The following is a 20,835-nucleotide window of genomic DNA, read 5'->3' as shown; positions in this document are numbered from 1 at the left end:
TCTTTTATAGTTCCAATTAACTATTAACGTAGTAATTGTAGTACGCCCTGAGGCTGTTGATTCGCTTGCGACTAGTCCTATTGTCTCTAATAGGGTCAGACTATATCTCCATCCTTGTATCTAAATACCTAGGATGCTGGGCACTTCGAACGTCTTTTGACGCCCTACGGATTTCATCGTCATAGCGTATGCCTTAGACGGTATATCCTAGTCGTTGAACCTTCTCCAGAATTTCTTCACAGGAGCTTGGCTGCTGATTGTCCAATTCTACTTTTTTTCAACCATTCACGTTTGCCGTTTCCAGCTGCGTTGTAGGAAAGTAGACTTCAGGATGTTCCAGCAATTCACCCAGTTATGCGTCCTATCCGTTACCGAATAGGCGTCCCTGAACCAGTTACCGAAGGAGTTGAAGAACACCTTGAGGCATCTGATTCGATTGAGAAAGCATTGCTTGTGCTGCTTGAGTTAAGATGTTGTTCTTAGTAAAGTCCATCATTTCCTTGGCCATATCAACATCTCTAATACGAGATTCAGCTGCAGTCAAGTTTTCAGATGAAGTACCTAAGTTGTTAATTGTGTGTTCTAGACGGTTTTGGAATGCACCTAGGCTAGAACGTTGTGCAGAAACAGTTTCAATCGCATTATCGATTGCTTTGATCGCTGCAGTGGCGTTAGCATGTGAAGAAACATCTAAACCGTGTTCATTTGCAACATTTGTAGTACCGTTAGTTACACCAGCAGCTCCACTTGTATGTTTTGCATTGGCTACTCCTGCAGCTTCACCAGTTAATGACGTTACGGATGTACCAGCACTGTGAGTAGCGCCAGCACCACTCGAAGTCAAACCAAGTGCTTTAGCAGACATATCTTGAATTTCAACATTCATTGCTTGTCCAGTGTTCGCACCAATTTGTAAGTTAGCTGAGAATGCTTTTCCACCACCAGCTGCTCCTCCACTCATTCCAGCACCGTCCATCAATTTCTGAGTGTTAAACTCAGTTGTATTAGCAATACGGTTGATTTCGGAAGTTAATGAGTTAAGCTCTTTTTGAATTTCACTACGGTCAGACTTAACGTTAGTATCGTTCGCTGCTTGTGTAGCTAGCTCACGCATACGTTGTAGAATATCGTGTGTTTCGTTCAAAGCACCCTCAGCAGTTTGGATCATGGAGATACCATCCTGTGAGTTTTTCGCTGCCATATCTAGACCACGAATCTGTCCACGCATTTTCTCAGAGATTGCTAGACCAGCTGCATCGTCTCCTGCACGGTTGATCTTCAAACCTGAAGACAATTTCTCGATGTTGTTAGCTGCTGCTGCGTTGTTTGAACCTAGTTGGCGATGTGTGTTCATCGCTGCCATATTGTGATTGATAATCATGATTGTTTCCTCCTTGAGTGTTTGTTGGGTTCACGTCCATGTGACCCTTATTTTTGTGGCGGTGTCGAGAGCCGGCCGAACTCTTTCTCCCGCTTACACTACTAATATCGGACGGGTATGTGCAGTGTTTAGCATTCTTTTAAAAGTTTTTTAGTTTTTTTAAAAATGTGAAGAAGTTATGTCAACGATCGTCTGTTAGCGAGGAGAGCCAGTTGACGTCTGATGTGGCGGATTCGGCATTGGTGTCTTTAACAGACTGGACGAGCTCACCGCGCACGATGTCGATTGTCTTCGGTGCCTCGATGCCAATGCGTACCGTGTCGCCTTTGATTTCGAGCACTGTAATTTCTATGTTGTCGGCAATCTGGATCGTTTCGCCGCTTTTTCGTGAAAGTACTAACATCTTATCACTTCTTTCCGTTAGACAATTTCTCTTTCAATTCATTTAGCTTATTGGCATTCATCGGGTGTTTGATTAAATATCGTTTGTCATTTAAAATCATTTGCTTCGCTTTTCTGTTTTCCGTATGGAACAGCAATGGCGCCTGCAGGTTGATCGTAGACTCTTCAAACGGTTCTTTGATGAATACGATGCCGAGTACCATTAGCTCTTCTGGGTCTTTTACTTCGAGTAAGTCGATTGTAGCGTCGTTCACTATGAAGTCATAGCCGTCAACAAGTTTGTATGGATTGGCTACGACGAATGCGACGCCTGCTTCTTTTGTAGATTGAAGCACTTGGAATCCAGGATTGTCTCCGATCGGCAACAAGACGAATTCTTCCTCATCTTCAAATCCCGGAAGACCTTGTGGGAAATGCCAAGCTTTCGCCAAGTCTACTTCCACCGTTTCGTGGAATTTTGTTTCAATTTCTTTTACGTTCGTTGTCATACGCATTCTCTCCTTTTTTGTCGCTTCGCAAGAGATGTTTTTCTAGTAGTATCTTTATACATTAGCACGCAAAGCGTTAAGATAAAAGTGGGTGCTTGCTTTGAGGCAAATTAAAAAGAACGACAGTATATCGTTCTTTCTGCATATTTTGTCCAATACCCTTATTTGTGTGATAAAAAACTTAATGGCTCTCTATACTTTCCAATCAATATCAATCGAACCGTACTGCTCCATCACGACATCTACTTTTCCAGGCGTGTAGTTATGGATCGGTTTATTAATTTGTGCATCGATGATCGGTTTCTGTGGTTTCACTTGAATGTCGAGTGATCCCGCAGTAACGTCTGTTTTTATTTTCGTGCGGTCTCCGACGAATTTCACTTGTAGCTGTGCCATCGGTCGCTCCGTTGATTGTTTAATGATGTCTGCGATCGATGCTCCATTTTCGATTTTCATCAATTGAGAGCCTTCTTGCGCACGGCGGCCGATTCCTTCTTGCACTTTTTGATGGCCGTATTGTGCGTTTTCGGCTATCCGTCGAAAGGCACTTTTTAAATCTAAATCGGCACGGTTTTCGGTTGTGTCGAGTGATAGTTGTGGACGTGTCGTCGAAATATCGAGAATCGCTGCCGGTTGTTGAATCGATAATGACGCTCGCGGTTGCTCGATTTCTTGCACAGGCTTCGTTACTTGCAAGCCGATTTTTGCGGGCGTTGTTTGAATTTGAAGCTGTGGGATGTTCACGTCTATCACTCTCCTTTTGTGTCGTAAAGTAGTGTACGTGCTAGGATTCTCCCTACAGAACCGGACGCTTTCCTGAGGGTGCGCGGCGGACTCGCCAGAAGTGCGTTGGCGATTACGCCTGTCGTCCTGATCGTCCCGAAATAGAGTATGGGAAGTAACTTCTCCTGTACTGTGCAGAAAAATAGTGTACGTGTTAGGATTCTCCCTACAGAACCGGACGCTTTCCTGAGGGGACGCGGCGGACTCGCCAGTAGTGCATTGGCGATTACGCCTGTCGTCCTGATCCTCCAGGAGTCGCCGGTTCTTCCGGGAGAATCCTTGAGTTTGTGTCGGGAAGTCAGTTGGTGTTCGTCCAGAAATAGAGTGTGGTAAGTTCCGCTTTCTGGACAGTGTGGGTTGAGCTTTAGATTGCCTGACTGAATATATATAGAGTCATTGCTTTTCCACTCAGTTCATCGAAACAGTCATAGTAGCTAAAACACTTCACCGCTATCTAACTTAAAAAACGGTCAGATTGTATCAGACAATTCTACTTGGTTTTCACCATCTACTAAGAGTTATCAACCTGTCTTGCACATACTAAGTTCGGCTGAAGCTGGAAGACGATCGACTCCAGGAGGTTCAGGAAAAGCCGTTGCGAAGGACGGCTTTTGCGAGTGAAGCGCAGCGAGAAGGAGCACATCTTTGCACTTGACAGGTGTAACTCGCAGTGCTTGACGGTCCACCGCGTCCCCTCCGGAAAGCGTATCGTCTGGAAGCGCAAGCCGCAAGACTCTTCAAGTCAGCCTCACATTTTATCGCAAGAAATCAACCAGTGAAGGTTGGATAATACGTGCTCCGACGGATAATGTCGCACGGTGGATCGATTCCGATGTGATTAAATCAGTAATGGTTTTTTCATAATCGACGTCTTCGTTTTCAGAACGTTGTTTTTTCGCCGCGCCTTCTTGCATTTCCAGACGGTTGTGCATAAGCTCCGCACGATTGGAACGCGCCCCGATATCTGCACGCTTCGTTAACACATCGTCAAATAACATATCTACTTTCTCAAGCGCTCCACTAAAGTCATACGTATCGTCTGTATTATTTTTAATATCGGCAAATAGCTGGTTAATATTATTGAACATATCGGAGACGTTCGTGCTGACGCGAAGATCGACTCCGTCAAACACTTCAATCGTGACATGTTCTTTAAATGGCGCATCTGAATTATACGAACCCGTCGCTTTATCGAATAACGGCTGATCGGTCATTTTCCCACTAAAAATATGCTTGTCACCGACTTTAGTATTCGCCAAGTCTTGGAGCTGTGATTGCAGTTGTTCCAATTCAATTTTAATTTTTTCACGGTCTTTACCTGTCATAGTTCCTGTATTTGCCGCATTGGCCACTAATTCTCGCGCACGATGCAGGACGCCCCCTACACCGTCAAGCGCGTCATCTGAGCTATCGAGCCAGTTATTTACTTCACCTAAGTTCTTTTGGAATTGAGCGACTTTGTCTACTTGCATACCGTAGCCTAATCCTTTCATGACGACGACTGGATCATCAGACGGGCGATTTACTTTTTTCCCTGTATTTAGTTGTTCTTGTAGTTTTCCCATTTTTGTATAGCTGCTTGATAAGTTTCGCAACATATTTTGCGACAGCATTGATTGTGTTACGCGCATGAAGATTCCTCCTTACTTATCTACCGACTAGTCCCATTCCATTGACAATTTTATCGATTGCTTCGTCCATTACCGTAATCATGCGGGCAGATGCGTTGTATGCTTGCTGGAAGCGAATCATGTCAGTCATTTCTTCGTCGAGTGACACCGAACTGATCGAGTCACGACGATTAGAGACCGCCAGCATTAACGTAGCTGTATTCTCCGTCATTTTCACTGCTTGCTGTCCAGCTACCCCAAGCTCACCAATCGCTTGCGAAAAGTACGTCTGGACACTTGAACCGCCAAGACCGGGTAATTTCGTAAACAAAGCATCTGCTAATTTTTTAGCGTTTTCTCCGTTACCGATTTCTGCTGGTTTGCCTGGCTCTGACGTTGAAGCCGCCACTTTGTTTGGATTTTCAACCAATGTCGGGTTGACGATCATATTACTCGCTGTAATCGGACCGCCATCTTTTGATATAAAGAACGCTTCCCCTTGGTTCCCTTCCAAATCTGTTGCGTATGGAGGAGTTCCCGCAGATCCGCCCATATGAATTTTATTGAACTCTGTCGTAAATTCCTCAGCCATTTTATCTAGTTTTGCTAGCATATCAGGATATAGACCCTTCGGTGTTCCAGCGTCTAAATAGCCGTACGACTCGACAAGTGATCTCAATTCTCCGCTTTTCACCATATTGTCTATCGGCAACTTTCCATCGCCAGTATTTGTCGCAGGTGAACCGTTAAATGTAAATCCTGTAATGAAATCAGGTAGTTTGCCGTCTGCATTCGTACCGTCTACTGTCACGGTAGAGTATTCTAGCTTCTGCAATACCGTAATCGGGGCACCTGTTGTTTTAATATTGATCGTTACCGTACCTTCCGCGATCGCTAAGGCACGTCCACCTGTCTTTTCATAACTGACATCAATCGGAACATAGCTAGACAATTTATCTAGTAAACCGTCTCGCGCGTCGTATAAATCATTCGGCAAGTAGCCGTTCGGTTCTACGTCCGCAATTTGACGGTTCAAGCTGCTGATCTGTTCTAATATGGAATTGATGTCGTTCGCAGTAAATTCGATTTCGTCTGCATGGTTGTTTCTAATTTCAGATAGTGATTTATGGATGTAGCCAAATGAATCGGATATCGCAACTCCACGCTCTACGACTACTGCGCGCGCTCCGCCATTTTCAGGGCTCGTCGCGAGTGTTTGCAGGGATTGCCATAAGTCGCTTAGTGATTGTTGCAGTCCATATTCGGAAGGCTCTGCTAAGACGTCTTCCATTTGTGCAATCGCTTTTGTGCGTGATTCCCAGTAGCCTAGCTTATTCGCTTCGCTACGGTATTGATGGTCAACGAACGTGTCACGAATTCGTTGGATCGAGCCCGCTTCTACACCGGTTCCGAGAAATCCTGGTGTCGTTCCAGCGTTTAAGCCGATTCCCGGGAAGCCTGACGTCGCTTGCATGTTGACACGTTGTCTCGAGTAGCCTTCTGTATTGGCATTTCCGATATTATGCCCTGTCGTATAAAGAGCGGATTGCTGTGTATACAATCCGCGTTTGCTCGTTTCTAATCCCATAAATGTCGAACGCATAGTGTGGCCTCCTTAAGCTTGAGAGTCGAACGAGGAGAGTTTTGGCTTCGCTCCTGGTGACTGCCCTTGTACTTCGTTTTTCGAGTAGTTGACGGTTTCCGGACGCGGACGGATCATGTCCAGCGATAGATTCACAAATTGAAGCGATTGGTACGTCATTTGTTGGTTGAGTTCGTTCTGCCGTTTCAACTCATGAATCGCATGCAGGAGACGTTCCCTCGCCTCTGCTAACGGTTCTTTGTCCGGTTCGTCGGCTAGCTCGATCAGTTGCGTCATCGTTGGTTCGGCAGGTACTGGACTTCCTTGTTCAGTTAAGTACTGCTTGACTGCGTGCACGCGCTTTTGATCCATTTGCACAATGGCCGCTAAGTGGGCTTGCTCCTCTTTCAACAGTTGGTCAATCCCGTCGATATCTCCACTTTTCAGCAGTGCGGTCTTGTCGTTGGACAGACGGAGCAAGCTCATATGCAGTTTTTCTAGGTGATTGAGCATTGTCAAAATCGGTTCAATGGACATTCGTATTCCTACTTTCTGCTTACTTATTGAAGTATGACAACATATTTGAAGCGAGTGTTTTCGCGTCTACTTGATACTCACCGGACTGTACTTGAGCTTTTAGCTGTTGTACGCGTTGCTGGCGTTCTGTCTCAACTGGTGAAGTGGCAGATAGCTTTTTTGCTTCCGATGATATTTCCAGCTTGTCAGTTTTCATCTGACTGGCTTGTTTCGTTTGGTCAATCTTCATTTGTTGATTGCGGTAAGGGTTTACCATAGGTGTTTTGAATCCTTCGACTTTCATACGTCTCGCTCCTTTCATATTCAGACTTATTATACGTCCTATTCTTTATGTCGGCACATTTCAAGTTTTATTTAGAGTCTTTGGAATGAAAAAAACCGAGCAGGACTAACTGCACGGTTTGAACATTACTGCCTGTTGTTATTTTTTTCTTTGCGCATAGTAAGTGCCACGTTCTTTTTCAGCTAACGCTTCACGCAGTTCTGTCGCTGCGTCGTGTACGCTAAGTTCGCGCTTGATCTCTTCTGTACAGCTGTCGCATAGTTTCCCTGTCGTAGTAAGGGCGCCGCATTTATCACACGGATAGCCGAGATTCGGGAATAGTGCCGGTTGTAGTCTGCCTTTACGTACCCATTGATGGAGTAACGATTCTGTGACTCCTGTTACTTCGACGATTCGTTCGATATTGGCTGCACGGTTTTCGCGCTTCCGCAGAAAACGGTAGACGTCTTCATATAATTTTTCTTCTTTAGCTGCACATGTAGCACATACCTCTCGAAGGCCTGTAAAATTAAATATTTCACCACATGTCGGACAATTTCTTGCTTCCGCCATTTTCATCACTTCTCTCTTATAGGTCTGAATAACGTTACAGCTTCCACTCGCTCGGCTCCTTTACTTTTGAGCGCAGTCGCAGCATGCCGCAACGTAGTACCCGTCGTATAAATATCATCGACGAGTATGAAAATTTTCTCATTACGTATTATATCGGCAGTCGCTTCAAATAGTTCAGTCATCTCTAGACGTTGTGCTCGCGTTTTTTCTCCCATCACCGATTCTGTCGTCTTTCGGATATAGTGTTCATACGGCAGTTTAGCCGCATCAAGCAAGGCATCCACTTGCGAAAACGTACGATTCTTTTTATTGTTCGGGTGCATCGGAATCGGCACGATGATCTTTTTCGAGTCACGTAGTACGCTGCGTAGTTCACCTGCAAATACATTAGCGAGCGCAATGTCCTGCATGAATTTAAATTGATGTACATAGTCACGCGCTTGTTCATTATATGCATAGAGCGAATGAACAGAATCTAGTATGTCGTCTTCTTCAATGCGATCAATCCTATCGAATCGTTCGAAGCATGGCGGACAAACTGTAGCATCTCTCATTATTCCAAGTAATTGTTGCCATGTCGGTTGATCGTCCATTCGCTTGTCGCACAGTAAGCAGTTCATAACGGCACCTCTGTTTGATTGAGCTTACGGATTTCTCTTCTGGCTTCGTCCATCGCCCGAGTAACCCCGTGATGAAATAAGACGAAATCACCAGAAGTATTCGGTACAGAACGCCCGACTCTGCCGCCAATTTGAATGAGTGCCCCTTTGTTGAAAATCGTTTGCTCTGCTCCGACGACCGCCACTTGAACGTTAGGAATCGTAATACCCCGCTCTAAAATCGTTGTCGTTAACAAGCCCGGTATCGCTCGATCGCGAAGCAATTGCACGCGTTCTTTGCGGTCATCATGTTCCGCATGAACTGCACAAATCCTTTCATCTAGTTGTTGGAATAGAGTTTCCGCCAGTTCCATTAATTCGATCTGATGAAAGAAGATGAGAAATGGTTGCTGTTGTTCGAGACGTTCTTTCGTCCATTGCAATAATATAGCAGGAATCTTTTTGTTCTGTAGTTGTTTTTCATAATTCCACAATGGGACGTTGCGTGGTTCGGGCAATGGTTGTCCATGATAGCGCCTCGCGAGGATAGATCTGTTGCCTGCCTTTTTATTCATCGCGAGTAGTTGTGCGGACGGTGTGGCAGTGACGAAATGAATGGGTGCTTTTCGTTTCGCTGCTTTCTGTACAGCTTGTTGCAATGTTTTGTCCGCTGTATAAGGAAACGCATCTGCTTCGTCAACGAATATGACGTCGAATGCTTCATGGAATCGATATAGCTGGTGCGTTGTCGCAAGAATTAACTGCGCATCGGCATGTTCCACTTCTGCTCCGCCATACAGCGCTTCTACGATCGTATCAGGAAATGCGGTTTTCAGTCGTGGCAATAGTTCCAATATGACGTCCACACGCGGCGCAGCGAGGCAGACTCGTTTCCCTTCACTTAATACGTAGTGGATCGGTTGAAACAGCATTTCTGTTTTACCTGAACCGCAGACCGCATAGAGTAAATGCGAAATGCCTTGTTTCGTACTTTCGAGCAGTTCGCCAGTCGCTTGCTGTTGCGAGAGCGTCAAATTCCCTTGCCAGTTCATGCGATGAGTCGTTGGATAGGCAGGTTCTTCCCCAATCCAAAGCAGTAATTCTGAACAGCGGGATACACGACCCATATTCAGACAATTTCTGCAGTAAGCACAGCTTGTCTCACATTGTGCACAGTCAAACACTGTAAATCTCGACGGTTCTGTGTTCAGGCAACGGTTGCATGTATACCGCTTACCGTACCATGTCGATTTCGCTGTAATTCCTTCTATTGTTTGAATTTTCCCTTCTGCAACTGCATGGTTCACTAGTTCTTTAGAAAACGGCATGACACGTCGAAGCCATATACGCCCTGCCAAAAATTGTTGTAGTTCGGTGTAATCGGCTATAGAGGATTCCTCCCTTATGTTCCGCGCCGTTTCACCCAGCCGAGTCCCATCGCCCCTTCACCAAGATGTGTGCCGATGACCGGGCCAAAATGACTGATCGTGAAATCGACGTTCGGATGTTTTTTCTCAAGTATTTCTTTCCATTCAACCGCTTCTTCATAGCGATTGCCGTGAATGACTACTGCGTCAAGCAACTGGTCTTTTGCGTCTTCCGCCAATAACTCTGCAATGCGTTTCATCGCTTTTTTCGTCGTTCGGATTTTCTCGAAAGGGACGATGACTTTTTCTTCAAAATGCAAAATCGGTTTCACTTGCAGTAACCCACCGACGAGTGCTTGTGCGCCTGACAATCGGCCACCGCGTTGCAGATGTGATAAGTTATCTACCATGAAATAGGCTTTCATCGTTTTTTTCATTTCTTTTAATTCTTCCAGTATGGCGTGCGGATCCATGCCTTCTTTCGCTAGCTGAGCTGCGCGGATCGCATATAACGCCTGGGGATAAGCTGAAATTTCTGAGTCAAATGGCAAAATCTCGATGTCCGGTACCATGTCGATCGCTTGTCTAGCGCCCATATACGTACCGCTAATACCGCTTGATAGGTGGATGGAAATCACTGCGTCATACTCTCCCGCCAACTTTTCATACAACGCCTCAAAGTCCCCGAGCGCTGGTTGGGATGTTTTTGGTAACGGACCTTTTCCACGCACCATTTCATAAAATGCGTCTGTTGTCAGGTCTACTTCTTCCGCGAATGATTGGTCATCGATTGTTACGAGTAGGGGGATGGTGTAAATTTCTAGTTCTGCTTTTATATCATCCGGCACATACGCCGTGCTGTCTGTTACGATTGCTGTTTTCAATATGATCAACTCCTGCCCCTATTCTACCTGAAATAAGGATTGTTGGCATCTGTAAATTGGTCATTTCCGTTATGTGTGTTTGTTCGGTGGAGTAAAGTAGTGTATGTGTTAGGGTTCATAAGTCGGTTGGGGTTCGTCCAGAAGTTGGAGTAGGGTAAGTGAACTTCTCCTTTGCAGTGTAGAAAATGAGTGTACGTGTGAGGATTCTTCCTACAGAACCGGACGCTTTCCTGAGGGGACGCGGCGGACTCGCCAAAAGTGCGTGGCGATTACGCCTGTCGTCCTGATCCTCCAGGAGTCGCCGGTTCTTCCGGAAGAATCCTTGAGTTAGTGTTCGTAAGTCAGTCCGTGTTCGTCCAAAAATAGAGTATGGTAAGTTCCGTTTCCTGAACAGTGTGGGTGAAGCTTTAGATTGCCTCACGAATGCGTATATAGTCATTGCTTTTCCACTCAGTTCATCGAAACAGTCATAGCGGCTAGCAACACTTCGCTACTTTCTAACTTCAAAAACCATGTACAAAGTGTGATCAAACTGTCTTACACACACTAATTCCGGCTTGCGGCTTACAGACGATCACTCCGGGAGGTTCAGGGAAAGCCGTAGCGTACTTTTGCGAGGTTCGCCGCGTCCCCTCCGGAAAGCGTATCGTCTGGAAGCGCAAGCCGCAAGACACGCTAAGTTAGTCTTACTCCATCCAATCGCCAACGTCATTTTCTTATAACGTATCCGTTGTAAATCGCTGACGACGCTGTTGTTGACGTGCTGAAATCCACGCTTCGGCAAGTTGTTGTACGTGTAATTGGATACTAGGTAATAATTCATAACGCTTATGTAACTGCACCGTCACAAGATGCTGATTAAGCATGACATACAGCAATACCAACCGCTTCCCTTCTTCCGACTGGTGATCTACAACACCAATTAACTCAAACAATACTTGCTGCAGCTTCTTCAATGAATCGGACACGTCCGAGCTCTCGCCACGTTCAATCATTGCTTGCACATCCACTAATAAATCGCTCATTTCACTAAGCAACTGAATGATACTATCAATCATCGGGGTCGTAGCGCTGGCTGTCGTTTGATATACTTCGATCGCACGCTTCAAATACATGCCGCTCCCCCTCACAATACTTTTATTTTATTATCGTCTGAATGAGTGGATTTTGAATAAAAGTGACCGATATAAAAAAGGAAATCAAAAAGAATAGCTAAAGTAGGTGAAGGGATGCGAATACACAGCTCAGAAAATATTGCGTTTTCAACGAATCGTACGCAAAGGAATGCGACGGACATGGAAAAGACGCTCATGAAGCTCAGTACCGGTTCAAAAGTAGCGACCGCCAGCCAAAGTGCATCAGGTCTAGCCATTTCTGAAACGATGCGTGCTCAAATCAAGGGACTTTCCCAAGCGCAACGCAATATGCAAGACGGTCTTTCTGTACTCGAATTGTCCAACGAAGGGTTAAACAATATTAACGACTTACTCCAACGTGGACGAGAAATGGCAGTAGCCGCCGCCAACGATACGTTAACAGACGACGATCGCAAATCCAGTACGATGGAACTCGATCAAATTATGCAGGCGATCAACGACACAGCGGGAAAACTGGAATTCAACACAATGAAGATTCTCGGCGGTGACAATCCACTCAATTTGCAAGTCGGTGCCAATCCAGGTCAAAAAATGACCATTGGCGACATCGACGTCAGCACATCAGCACTCGGCTTGGACGGCGCATCGATCGCTACTCGACAAGACGCCTCCGAACTCATCTCTACTCTCGACAAAGCGATTGAAACTATTAGCGGTCAGCTAACGAAAGTAGGGTCAGAAATGAGCGGAATTGAGCACCATTTAGAAAACGCTCTTGTGTTTGAAGGCAATATCACTCAATCACTTTCCATGCTGGCTGATACAGACATGGCAAAGGAAATGATGAATTTTGTCCAGCAAGATATTCGTCAAAAAGGTGATCAAATGCTGATTAAGTCTGTGAATAATAATTTGCAAGACGCTGTGTCACTTTTGAAATAAACTAGGTTCTGTAGTGTAGAAAATGGGTGGACGTGCTAGGATTCTCCCGAGAGAAACCGGACGCTTTCCTGAGGGGACGCGGCGGACTCGCCAAAAGTGCGTTGGTGATTACGCCTTTCGTACTGATCCCCCAGGAGTCGCCGGTTCTTCCGGGAGAATCCTTGAATTTGTGTTCGTAAGTCAGTTTGTGTTCGTCCAGAAATAGAGTATGGTAAGCTCTACTTCCTGAACAGTGTAGATAAAGCTTTGGATTGCCTGATTGAATACATATAGAGTCATTGCTTTTTTCACTCAGTTCGTCGAAACAGTCATAGTAGCTAGCAACACTTCACCGCTTTTCAACTTCAAAACGGTCGCATTGTATCAGACAAGTCTATTTAGTTGGTCTTTCACCACATACAAAGAATGATCGACCTGTCTTGCACACGCTAAGTTTCGGCTGAAGCTGGAAGACGATCGACTCCGAGAGGATCAGGAAAAGCCGTAGCGAAGGACGGCTTTTGCGAGTGAAGCGCAGCGAGAAGGAGCACATCTTTGCATTTGACAGGTGTAACTCGCAACGCACTTTTGCGAGGTCCACCGCGTCCCCTCCGGAAAGCGTATCGTCTGGAAGCGCAAGCTGCAGGACTCTTCAAGTCAGCTTCACTCCATCTAATAAACGAACATGAAGTAGCAGACAAGCCCACGTAGTCTTTCACCACATACAAAGAATGATCGACCTGTCTTGCACACACTAAGTTTCGGCTGAAGCTGGAAGACGATCGACTCCGGGAGGATCAAGGACGACAGGTGTAACTCGCAGCGTACTTTTGCGAGGTCCATCGCGTCCCCTCCGGAAAGCGTATCGTCTGGAAGCGCAAGCCGCAAGACTCTCTAAGTCAGCGTCACTCCATCTCCCTCACTCATCCGTCGAATCCCAACCATCTAGAACTAACAATCCAACGATATAAAAAGTCCTTCCGAAAACTCATTCGGAAGGACCTCTCAACTTATCACACCGCGGATTCTCTGCCACGACCCGAGCCGCCCAAGCAACCTTCGTCAAAATAGCAGTCGAACCTTGACGGTCAGCCTCATGCAGCGCACGCACATACGCACTATTCGAATCCTTCACAATATACTGCGGCTTCAAATGATTTAACGTCATCGCAAGCACATCATTCATGCACTGCTCACACGTACACGGCATATGCAGTTGGTCTTTATACTTCTTCAGTACATCCACCACAACAACTTCCATAATGTTATGCACCTTCATCAGGACCAACCCCTTACCACTTCAAAATAAAATTACTTCGATAAAATGATTTTCTTTTTCAATAACTCTTTACCCGAAATACCCGGCTTCGTCATTTCAAACGGATGCAAAATCTGATCCAGCTCTTCCTTCGTCAACACATTCTTCTCAATACACAACTCACGAATCGACTTGTTCGACAACAACGCCTCTTTCGCAATTTGTGATGCTACTTCATAGCCGACGTGCGGATTAATCGCTGTAATGACACCGATACTCTTCTCTACATATTCTTCCAAGTGCTCAACGTTCGCTGTGATGCCATCCAAACAATAGTCACGGAATGCACCGAAGACATTCGTCATGATTTTCAGTGACTGCAATAAGTTAAAGACAAGCACAGGCTCCATTACGTTTAACTCAAACTGTCCTGCTTCTGAAGCCAATGCAATCGTCATATCATTTCCAACGACTTGGAACGACACTTGGTTCATCACTTCCGCCATGACTGGATTCACTTTACCTGGCATGATCGAAGAACCTGGCTGTCTTGCCGGCAATGAAATTTCATTCAGCCCTGTACGTGGACCGGAAGCCATTAGACGCAAGTCATTACATACTTTAGACATATTCAACATCGTTCCGCGCAGTGCAGCAGATACTTGAACGTAAGAATCCGTATTTTGTGTAGCATCTACTAAATGCGTAGAAGACTTCAATTCGAATCCGCTGTTCTCTGATAAATACGTTGCTACTTTTTCAATATATAATGGATCTGCGTTCAAGCCAGTTCCGACCGCAGTCGCTCCCATATTAATCTCATATAAATAGACACGGGATACACGGACACGCTCGATATCGCGGCGTAACACCATCGCATACGCTTCAAATTCTTGTCCGAGACGAATCGGAACAGCATCTTGCAAGTGGGTACGACCCATTTTCAAAACCGATTGGAATTCGATAGATTTTTTCAAGAATGTTTTATGAAGCGATTCCATAACGCCTAATAATTTATCTACTTTCATCAACGTTGCGATATGAATTGCTGTAGGGAACGCATCATTTGTGGACTGCGCCATATTGACGTGGGAGTTCGGACTGATAATGTCGTATTCCCCTTTTTTATGACCGAGAATTTCAAGCGCTCGATTCGCAATGACTTCATTGGCATTCATGTTCACCGAAGTCCCTGCTCCTCCTTGAATTGGATCGACTAAAAATTGGTCACGTAACGCACCGTTTATTACTTCTTCAGACGCTTGAATAATCGCATCTGCTAAATTTTCATCCAATTGGCCAATGTCACGGTTTGCTTGTGCTGCAGATTTTTTAACAATCGCAATCGCACGGATTAGATCCCGGTTTACACGATAGCCTGTAATGGGAAAGTTTTCAGCAGCCCGTAATGTCTGAATACCATAGTAAGCGTTGTGCGGAACCTTCTTTTCTCCAATAAAGTCTTTCTCAATTCTATACAGCGTCTCTTCTACCATCACGCAGAACCTCTTCTCAAATATTTTTTCATTTACTAGTACTTACTATACATGATTCGCCAAGTGTGGACAAATTGTGTACGTCTTCTATCTTACATTAAAGATAGCGTTCAAACCACCCGATAATTTCTTTTACTGGATAATCGGTGTTTTCATCATACTCTGTCGGCCGCATGAGCCACCCCTCCAAATCTATTTCGCTGTTTGAATAATGAAAAGTGTCCGGCTTCGCTTTGTTCAACCATCGTTCATTCAATGAAGTAAGTGCGATTCGTTCACCCGTCGCGATCGTCTGGTAATATAATTCGCCTGGATGTGTCGGTGTACTCACTGTCAATAGCGCAAACTCTCCAGTGGACGATACATCATATCCATACACATGCTCATCTTCTCCTGTCGCAGGATACATAGCACCGTCAAGCGTGGCCGCGTATAACCGGACATCTCCCATAACAGACAGTTGAAAGTACAGCTGTTCATCTTCCGTCCATACTACACCGGGCGCTGCTGCTTGCTGTAAGTGAACGGCAATACTCTCATTCCCAACAGGTGCATCGAGAGCCGCTGTCATATTCATCGTCAGCCCGTCTGCTTCATCGTATACAAATACATCTGCTTGCGTAGCATTTATATGCGTCAAATCAGATCCGACATAGGCGATATACCGGTCATCTTTGGAAAAGTGGACTTGACCAACATAGCCTTGTGCATCACATAATATCATCTCATCTTTGGTTTCGATATCCACTAAAATGAGCGGGGTGCTCACATCATGATCATCATGTTCCGCGCGGTTGACTCCCATTACAAGCTGTTTACCATCAGACGACACCGCTTCTAATGAATGGTGAAACGGTTCCGTAGTAAAGTCGGTGATGTTCTCAGTCGCTAGATCCACCCAGCCAATTTGTGTCCATTCGTCTTGCGGCACTACGCCGATTCGATCCGCTTCATATTTCATCCGTGTGATGCGGATCGACTGTGAGAACTTGTCTTCTGCCTGTTCTGTAGATGCGAATGTTTCACCAAATTTCACTGTCCCACTACACCAAATTTTCTGTCCGCACGGTGACCATTCAAACGAATCAATGCTATGTTTTACATCTGTCAACTGACGGGCTTCTCCACCAGTTACTTTTAGGACGTACAATTGGTTTGTTTCTGTACGATTGGACAGAAATGCTACCATCTGACCGTCTGCCGACCATTTCGGTGAGCTGACTTTTTGTTTGCCGAACGTCCATTGCGTGACGCTCTTCGTCTCCAAGTTCACGTAATGAATGGCCGAATAATAGTTGTTGTCTTGTTCATTCAATTCCGTCACTATGAAAACTGCTCCTTTGTCATCCGGAGCCAGTACAGGATTCGTTATTGATTTTGTTTCAAACATATCTTCTATCGTTACCGGGCTTTTACTCATCCAATTCCTCCCGTCTGTTCTTCTACTTCAACCATACCAAGGATGCGGGGAGTTTGGCAATTATTCTTGTGATAGGCCCGCAAGAGAGTTCTTGACTCCTTACATACGGTATACTATTCCGATAAAAAAGAGTGATTCCTCGTCAACATTCGACAAGGAATCACTCTTATTAAACTAATTTATTAGCTATTCACATGATTTTTCAACGAACGACGTAAAATTTTACCTGTCGTATTTTTCGGAAGTTCATCTAAAAACTCAATATGTTTAGGCACTTTATATTTTACAAGACGTTTTGCACAAAATTCTTGTAACGATTGTTCTGTCGCTTCCGAACCTTCTGTAAGCACTACATACGCATGAACTTCTTCGCCGAAGTTCGCGTCAGGTACTCCTACTACCGCAGCTTCCACAATCTCCCGGTGACTAAATAAAACTTCCTCCACTTCACGAGGATAGACGTTGAATCCACCGACGATGACCAAGTCTTTCTTGCGATCTACGATATAAAAGTAACCGTTTTCATCTCGCCGTGCAAGATCCCCTGTATAGAGCCAGCCATCCCGTATTGCAGCGGCCGTTTCTTCCGGTTGCTTATAATAGCCTTTCATAACATTCGGTCCACGAACGATTAATTCTCCCACTTCATTATTAGGAAGTTCTTCGCCCATTTCGTTGACGACTTTATTTTCCACATTCATAATATTCGTTCCAATTGATCCGGGTACACGCTCCCGATCTAGCGGATTGAAACAAGTGACGGGCGATGCTTCGGATAAGCCGTACCCTTCCGATACGCGAACTTGATACTTCTCTTCAAAATCATGCAATAAAGAAACCGGCAACGACGAGCCGCCTGAGATAGACAATCGAATCGTTTCAAAGTCTTCTGTTTTCCCTTCAGGGTACTGATAGAGGAAGTTGTACATCGTCGGAACTCCCGCAAATACCGTTGCTTTTTGTTCGCGAATCAATGTGAATATGTCTCCCGGGCTAAAGCGCGGCTCAAGTAATATGGTTGCACCTTTTAGCAACGGGGCATTCGCAACGACAGTTAACGCAAACACGTGGAATAGCGGAAGTGTTGCTACGATCCGGTCATCTGCTGAAAAACCTAAGTAATTTCCGACGTCACGCGCATTCGAGTAAATATTTTTATGCGTTAACATCGCTCCTTTTGGATGTCCCGTTGTACCGGATGTGTATAATATGATAGCGCTTTCATTTTCGTCAATTGTCGGCATTTCTACTACTGGTGTTGATTGCTTCATAAGTTTGGTAAACGGATGTACTTTCACTTGCACAGAGTCTGATAGAGCGGCCAGCTTCTCGCCAACGTCCGCACTCATTTCACAAATGATATAGTTTTCAATAGTCGGAAACGCTTGACTCGCTACTTCAACGAGCGGTAATAACTGATCGAGTGCAATGACCGCTTTGGCATCGCTGTTTTCCAAAATAAAAGATATTTCGTCAGGAGTATATAATGGATTGATCGGCACAGCCGTCGCTCCGATTCTCATCGTAGCATACAATGAAATTAAATAATGTGGTGTGTTCCCGAGCAAAAAAGCTACCTTATCTCCTTCTTTCACTCCTAATCCCTTAAGTGCTGAAGCAAATATCGAAACGGATCGGTCAAACTCCGCGTAGGTAGTATCCTGTCCCATAAAACGATAGGCTATTTTTTCGGGGTTTGTCTGGGCAGTGTCGTGAACGCTAGAAACTAAATTCATACTTTCATCTCCCTATGTAATGAATGAGTCACCATTCAGTATTTCATTCATTATACTGATAAAGTATTTAGTTGGCAACTGTTTTCGGAAAGTTTTCTGAAAGGATTAGACAATTCTTTAACGATCTGCGCTCTCCTTATCATTGTCGGGTATAGCGGACTGTACAAAAAAATCCCGCAGAAGACGATGCTGTCTTCTGCGGGATTTCTTAAACATTACGCTTCTGCTGTTTGTTTTTCAAGTGATTCATTGTACATATTTGTATCGAGTTCACCAGTTACGCGAGCTGTTGTAACACCCGCTGTAATCGAGCCACTAACATTGACTGCTGTACGACCCATGTCAATCAATGGTTCAACAGAAATCAATAATCCCGCAAGTGCGACAGGGAGATTGAGCGCTGACAAGACAAGAATGGCCGCAAACGTTGCGCCTCCTCCGACACCCGCCACACCAAATGAACTAACCGCTACAATTGCAATTAATGTTAGTAAAAATGTCGGATCAAGTGGATTTTGTCCAACTGACGGAGCGATCATAACCGCAAGCATCGCCGGGTAAATACCAGCACAGCCGTTTTGCCCGATGGATAAACCGAATGAACCGGAAAAGTTTGCGATTCCTTCAGGAACACCTAAGCGGTTTGTTTGTGCGTGAATCGTTAACGGCAACGTCCCCGCACTTGAACGGGATGTAAAAGCGAATATTAGCGCTTCCCCCACTTTTTTCACATACGTCACAGGATTCAACCCTGATAATGTAATAATGAGTAAATGAATACCAAACATTACTAGTAGAGCGACATAAGAAGCTAGCACAAACTTCCCAAGGCTGTAAATTGCCGCAAAGTCAGATGTTGCTACAGTTCGAGCAATAATCGCTAAAATACCATACGGCGTCAAACGTAGCACGATTCGCACAACACCCATGATCAACGCGTAAATCGCATCAATCCCTTTTTTCACCGTAACCGCATTTTCTTCATCTCTTCTCGTAATTGCCAAGTAAGCAAATCCAAGGAACGCCGCAAAAATCACGACTCCAATTGTGGAAGTCGGACGTGCTCCTGTGAAATCTAAGAAAGGATTAGCCGGTAGTAAATCAATGAGCTTTTCAGGTAACGTTACATCTGCAACAGTTTCATAGTTTGCTTCGATAGAAACCCCACGCGCCACTTCTGCTTCCCCTTGTACAATAGTAGAAGCATCCAGTCCAAATAACAGCGTAACCGAAATCCCTATCACCGCAGCAATCGCAGTTGTCCCGACGAGCATACCCAAAATCGTACCCGCCATTTTCCCAAAGTTCTTCCCGATCGTCACTTTCGTAAAAGCCGCCAAAATCGAAATAAATACAAGCGGCATGACAATCATCTGCAATAATTTAACATAGCCGATCCCGATCAGATTAAACCACGGCATCGACTGCTTAAGAATTTCAGACTCTGTTCCGTAAGCAAAATGTAAAATAAGTCCATAACCAATCCCGAGCCCAAGCCCAGTAAATACACGTTTTGAAAATGAAATCTTTTTACGATTCATTGTATATAACAAACCGACGAGCAATAACAGCCCCGCAATATTCAAAATAAGTAAAAAAGTATTCATCATCCTGTCCTCCCTAAGTTGTGCCATACTATAAAATTTCTATGATTCATACATTATCCCATTAATACCTATTAGTCAAGTATGTTTTTAAGTAAATAGAATGTTAGTATAGTTAGCAAGCTTGTTGAATGCAATATAATAGCATTTGGATGGAGGGATGCTGACTTGGAGTATCTTGGCGGCTTGCGCTTCCAGACGATACGCTTTCCGGAGGGGACGCGGCGGACCCCGCAAAAGTGCGTTGCGGGTTACGCCTATCGTCCTTATCCTCTCGGAGTCGATCGTCTGTAAGCTCCAAGCCGGACTTAGCGTGTGCAAGACAGTTAGATACCTCTTTGTAGGTGGTGAAAACTTCGTGGACTTGTGTGCTACTTTATGTTCGTTTATTAGATGGAGCAAGGCTAACTTGAAGAGTCTTACGGCTTGCGCTTCCAGACGATACGCTTTCCGGAGGGGGCGCGGTGGACCGTCAAGCGCTGCGAGTTACACCTGTCAAATGCAAAGATGTGCTCCTTCTCGCTGCGCTTCACTCGCAAAAGCCGTCCTTCGCTACGGCTTTTCCTGAACCTCTCGGAGTCGATCGTCTGTAAGCTCCAAGCCGTACTTTGTGTGTGCAAGACAGTTTGATCACTCTTTGTAGGGGGTGAAAACCAAGTGGACTTGTCTGATACCATGCGACCGCTTTTGAAGTTAGATAGCGGTGAAGTATTATCTGCTACTATTACTTCTTCGATGAACTGAGTGAAAAAAGAAGTGACCCTATATACATTCAATCAGGCAATCTAAAGCTTCACCCACATTGTCGAGGAAGCGGAACTTACCACACTCTATT

The 20,835-nt window shown here is 45.0% G+C and carries 19 protein-coding genes; 1 reads left to right on the top strand and 18 read right to left on the bottom strand.

The annotated features are described in order from the left end of the window. Positions 1-394: 394 nt before the first annotated feature. The 13 genes from hag to DV702_RS01015 all read right to left on the bottom strand — a co-directional run bounded on the left by hag (position 395) and on the right by DV702_RS01015 (position 11,583). Complete coding sequence (hag, locus tag DV702_RS01075) at positions 395-1,381, bottom strand: flagellin Hag (RefSeq protein ID WP_114923045.1); 987 nt, start codon at positions 1,379-1,381, stop codon at positions 395-397. Between the two features lie 181 nt (positions 1,382-1,562). Continuing rightward, a complete protein-coding gene (gene csrA / locus DV702_RS01070) occupies positions 1,563-1,784 on the bottom strand; it encodes a carbon storage regulator CsrA (RefSeq protein WP_114923044.1) in 222 nt (73 codons plus the stop codon). Positions 1,785-1,788: 4 nt separating this feature from the next. Beyond that, positions 1,789-2,271 carry a flagellar assembly protein FliW gene (gene fliW, locus DV702_RS01065; RefSeq protein ID WP_114923043.1) on the bottom strand — a complete coding sequence of 161 codons (483 nt, stop codon included), beginning with the start codon at positions 2,269-2,271 and terminating at the stop codon, positions 1,789-1,791. Positions 2,272-2,463: 192 nt separating this feature from the next. After that, positions 2,464-3,015, bottom strand: coding sequence for a DUF6470 family protein (locus tag DV702_RS01060; protein WP_114923042.1), 552 nt, complete (start codon positions 3,013-3,015; stop codon positions 2,464-2,466). Between the two features lie 794 nt (positions 3,016-3,809). Further along, positions 3,810-4,685 (bottom strand): flagellar hook-associated protein FlgL, encoded by an 876-nt coding sequence (gene flgL / locus DV702_RS01055; protein ID WP_114923041.1) that lies wholly within the window; start codon positions 4,683-4,685, stop codon positions 3,810-3,812. A 16-nt stretch (positions 4,686-4,701) separates the two neighbouring features. Beyond that, positions 4,702-6,267, bottom strand: a complete 1,566-nt coding sequence (flgK, locus tag DV702_RS01050; protein WP_114923040.1) for a flagellar hook-associated protein FlgK — start codon at positions 6,265-6,267, stop codon at positions 4,702-4,704. A 12-nt stretch (positions 6,268-6,279) separates the two neighbouring features. Beyond that, positions 6,280-6,783: a flagellar protein FlgN gene (locus tag DV702_RS01045; RefSeq protein WP_114923039.1), complete on the bottom strand. Its 504-nt coding sequence runs from the start codon at positions 6,781-6,783 to the stop codon at positions 6,280-6,282. 19 nt (positions 6,784-6,802) lie between these two features. Next, complete coding sequence (flgM, locus tag DV702_RS01040) at positions 6,803-7,066, bottom strand: flagellar biosynthesis anti-sigma factor FlgM (RefSeq protein WP_162805682.1); 264 nt, start codon at positions 7,064-7,066, stop codon at positions 6,803-6,805. Between the two features lie 138 nt (positions 7,067-7,204). Continuing rightward, positions 7,205-7,618: a TIGR03826 family flagellar region protein gene (locus DV702_RS01035; protein ID WP_114925792.1), complete on the bottom strand. Its 414-nt coding sequence runs from the start codon at positions 7,616-7,618 to the stop codon at positions 7,205-7,207. 5 nt (positions 7,619-7,623) lie between these two features. Continuing rightward, the gene (locus DV702_RS01030) at positions 7,624-8,238 is read right to left on the bottom strand and encodes a ComF family protein (protein ID WP_114923037.1); all 615 of its coding nucleotides are present in this window, start codon (positions 8,236-8,238) and stop codon (positions 7,624-7,626) included. Beyond that, the gene (locus DV702_RS01025) at positions 8,235-9,545 is read right to left on the bottom strand and encodes an ATP-dependent helicase ComFA (RefSeq protein ID WP_114923036.1); all 1,311 of its coding nucleotides are present in this window, start codon (positions 9,543-9,545) and stop codon (positions 8,235-8,237) included. Before DV702_RS01025 ends, DV702_RS01030 begins: the two co-directional genes overlap by 4 nt. A gap of 74 nt (positions 9,546-9,619) precedes the next feature. Next, positions 9,620-10,468 carry a DegV family protein gene (locus DV702_RS01020; RefSeq protein WP_114923035.1) on the bottom strand — a complete coding sequence of 283 codons (849 nt, stop codon included), beginning with the start codon at positions 10,466-10,468 and terminating at the stop codon, positions 9,620-9,622. Between the two features lie 716 nt (positions 10,469-11,184). Then, positions 11,185-11,583, bottom strand: coding sequence for a flagellar protein FliS (locus DV702_RS01015; protein ID WP_114923034.1), 399 nt, complete (start codon positions 11,581-11,583; stop codon positions 11,185-11,187). 114 nt (positions 11,584-11,697) lie between these two features. On the opposite strand from DV702_RS01015, the gene DV702_RS01010 reads away from it, so the two are divergent. After that, positions 11,698-12,507: a flagellin gene (locus DV702_RS01010; protein ID WP_114923033.1), complete on the top strand. Its 810-nt coding sequence runs from the start codon at positions 11,698-11,700 to the stop codon at positions 12,505-12,507. A gap of 967 nt (positions 12,508-13,474) precedes the next feature. On the opposite strand, the gene DV702_RS01005 is transcribed toward DV702_RS01010, so the two are convergent. The 5 genes from DV702_RS01005 to DV702_RS00985 form a co-directional block, all read right to left on the bottom strand. Continuing rightward, positions 13,475-13,765: a late competence development ComFB family protein gene (locus DV702_RS01005; RefSeq protein ID WP_114923032.1), complete on the bottom strand. Its 291-nt coding sequence runs from the start codon at positions 13,763-13,765 to the stop codon at positions 13,475-13,477. Positions 13,766-13,797: 32 nt separating this feature from the next. Further along, complete coding sequence (gene aspA, locus DV702_RS01000) at positions 13,798-15,240, bottom strand: aspartate ammonia-lyase (RefSeq protein WP_114923031.1); 1,443 nt, start codon at positions 15,238-15,240, stop codon at positions 13,798-13,800. A 97-nt stretch (positions 15,241-15,337) separates the two neighbouring features. Then, complete coding sequence (locus DV702_RS00995) at positions 15,338-16,660, bottom strand: TolB family protein (RefSeq protein WP_114923030.1); 1,323 nt, start codon at positions 16,658-16,660, stop codon at positions 15,338-15,340. 182 nt (positions 16,661-16,842) lie between these two features. Then, entirely contained in the window at positions 16,843-18,396 is a 1,554-nt protein-coding gene (locus tag DV702_RS00990) for a fatty acid--CoA ligase family protein (protein ID WP_114923029.1), read from the bottom strand. 215 nt (positions 18,397-18,611) lie between these two features. Further along, a complete protein-coding gene (locus DV702_RS00985; protein WP_114923028.1) occupies positions 18,612-20,003 on the bottom strand; it encodes an L-cystine transporter in 1,392 nt (463 codons plus the stop codon). Between the last annotated feature and the right edge of the window lie 832 nt (positions 20,004-20,835).

The sequence above is a fragment of the Sporosarcina sp. PTS2304 genome (assembly GCF_003351785.1).
Taxonomy (GTDB): domain Bacteria; phylum Bacillota; class Bacilli; order Bacillales_A; family Planococcaceae; genus Sporosarcina.
The sequence above is the reverse complement of the archived record's forward strand: the minus strand, read 5'-3'. Positions and strand labels throughout refer to the sequence as shown.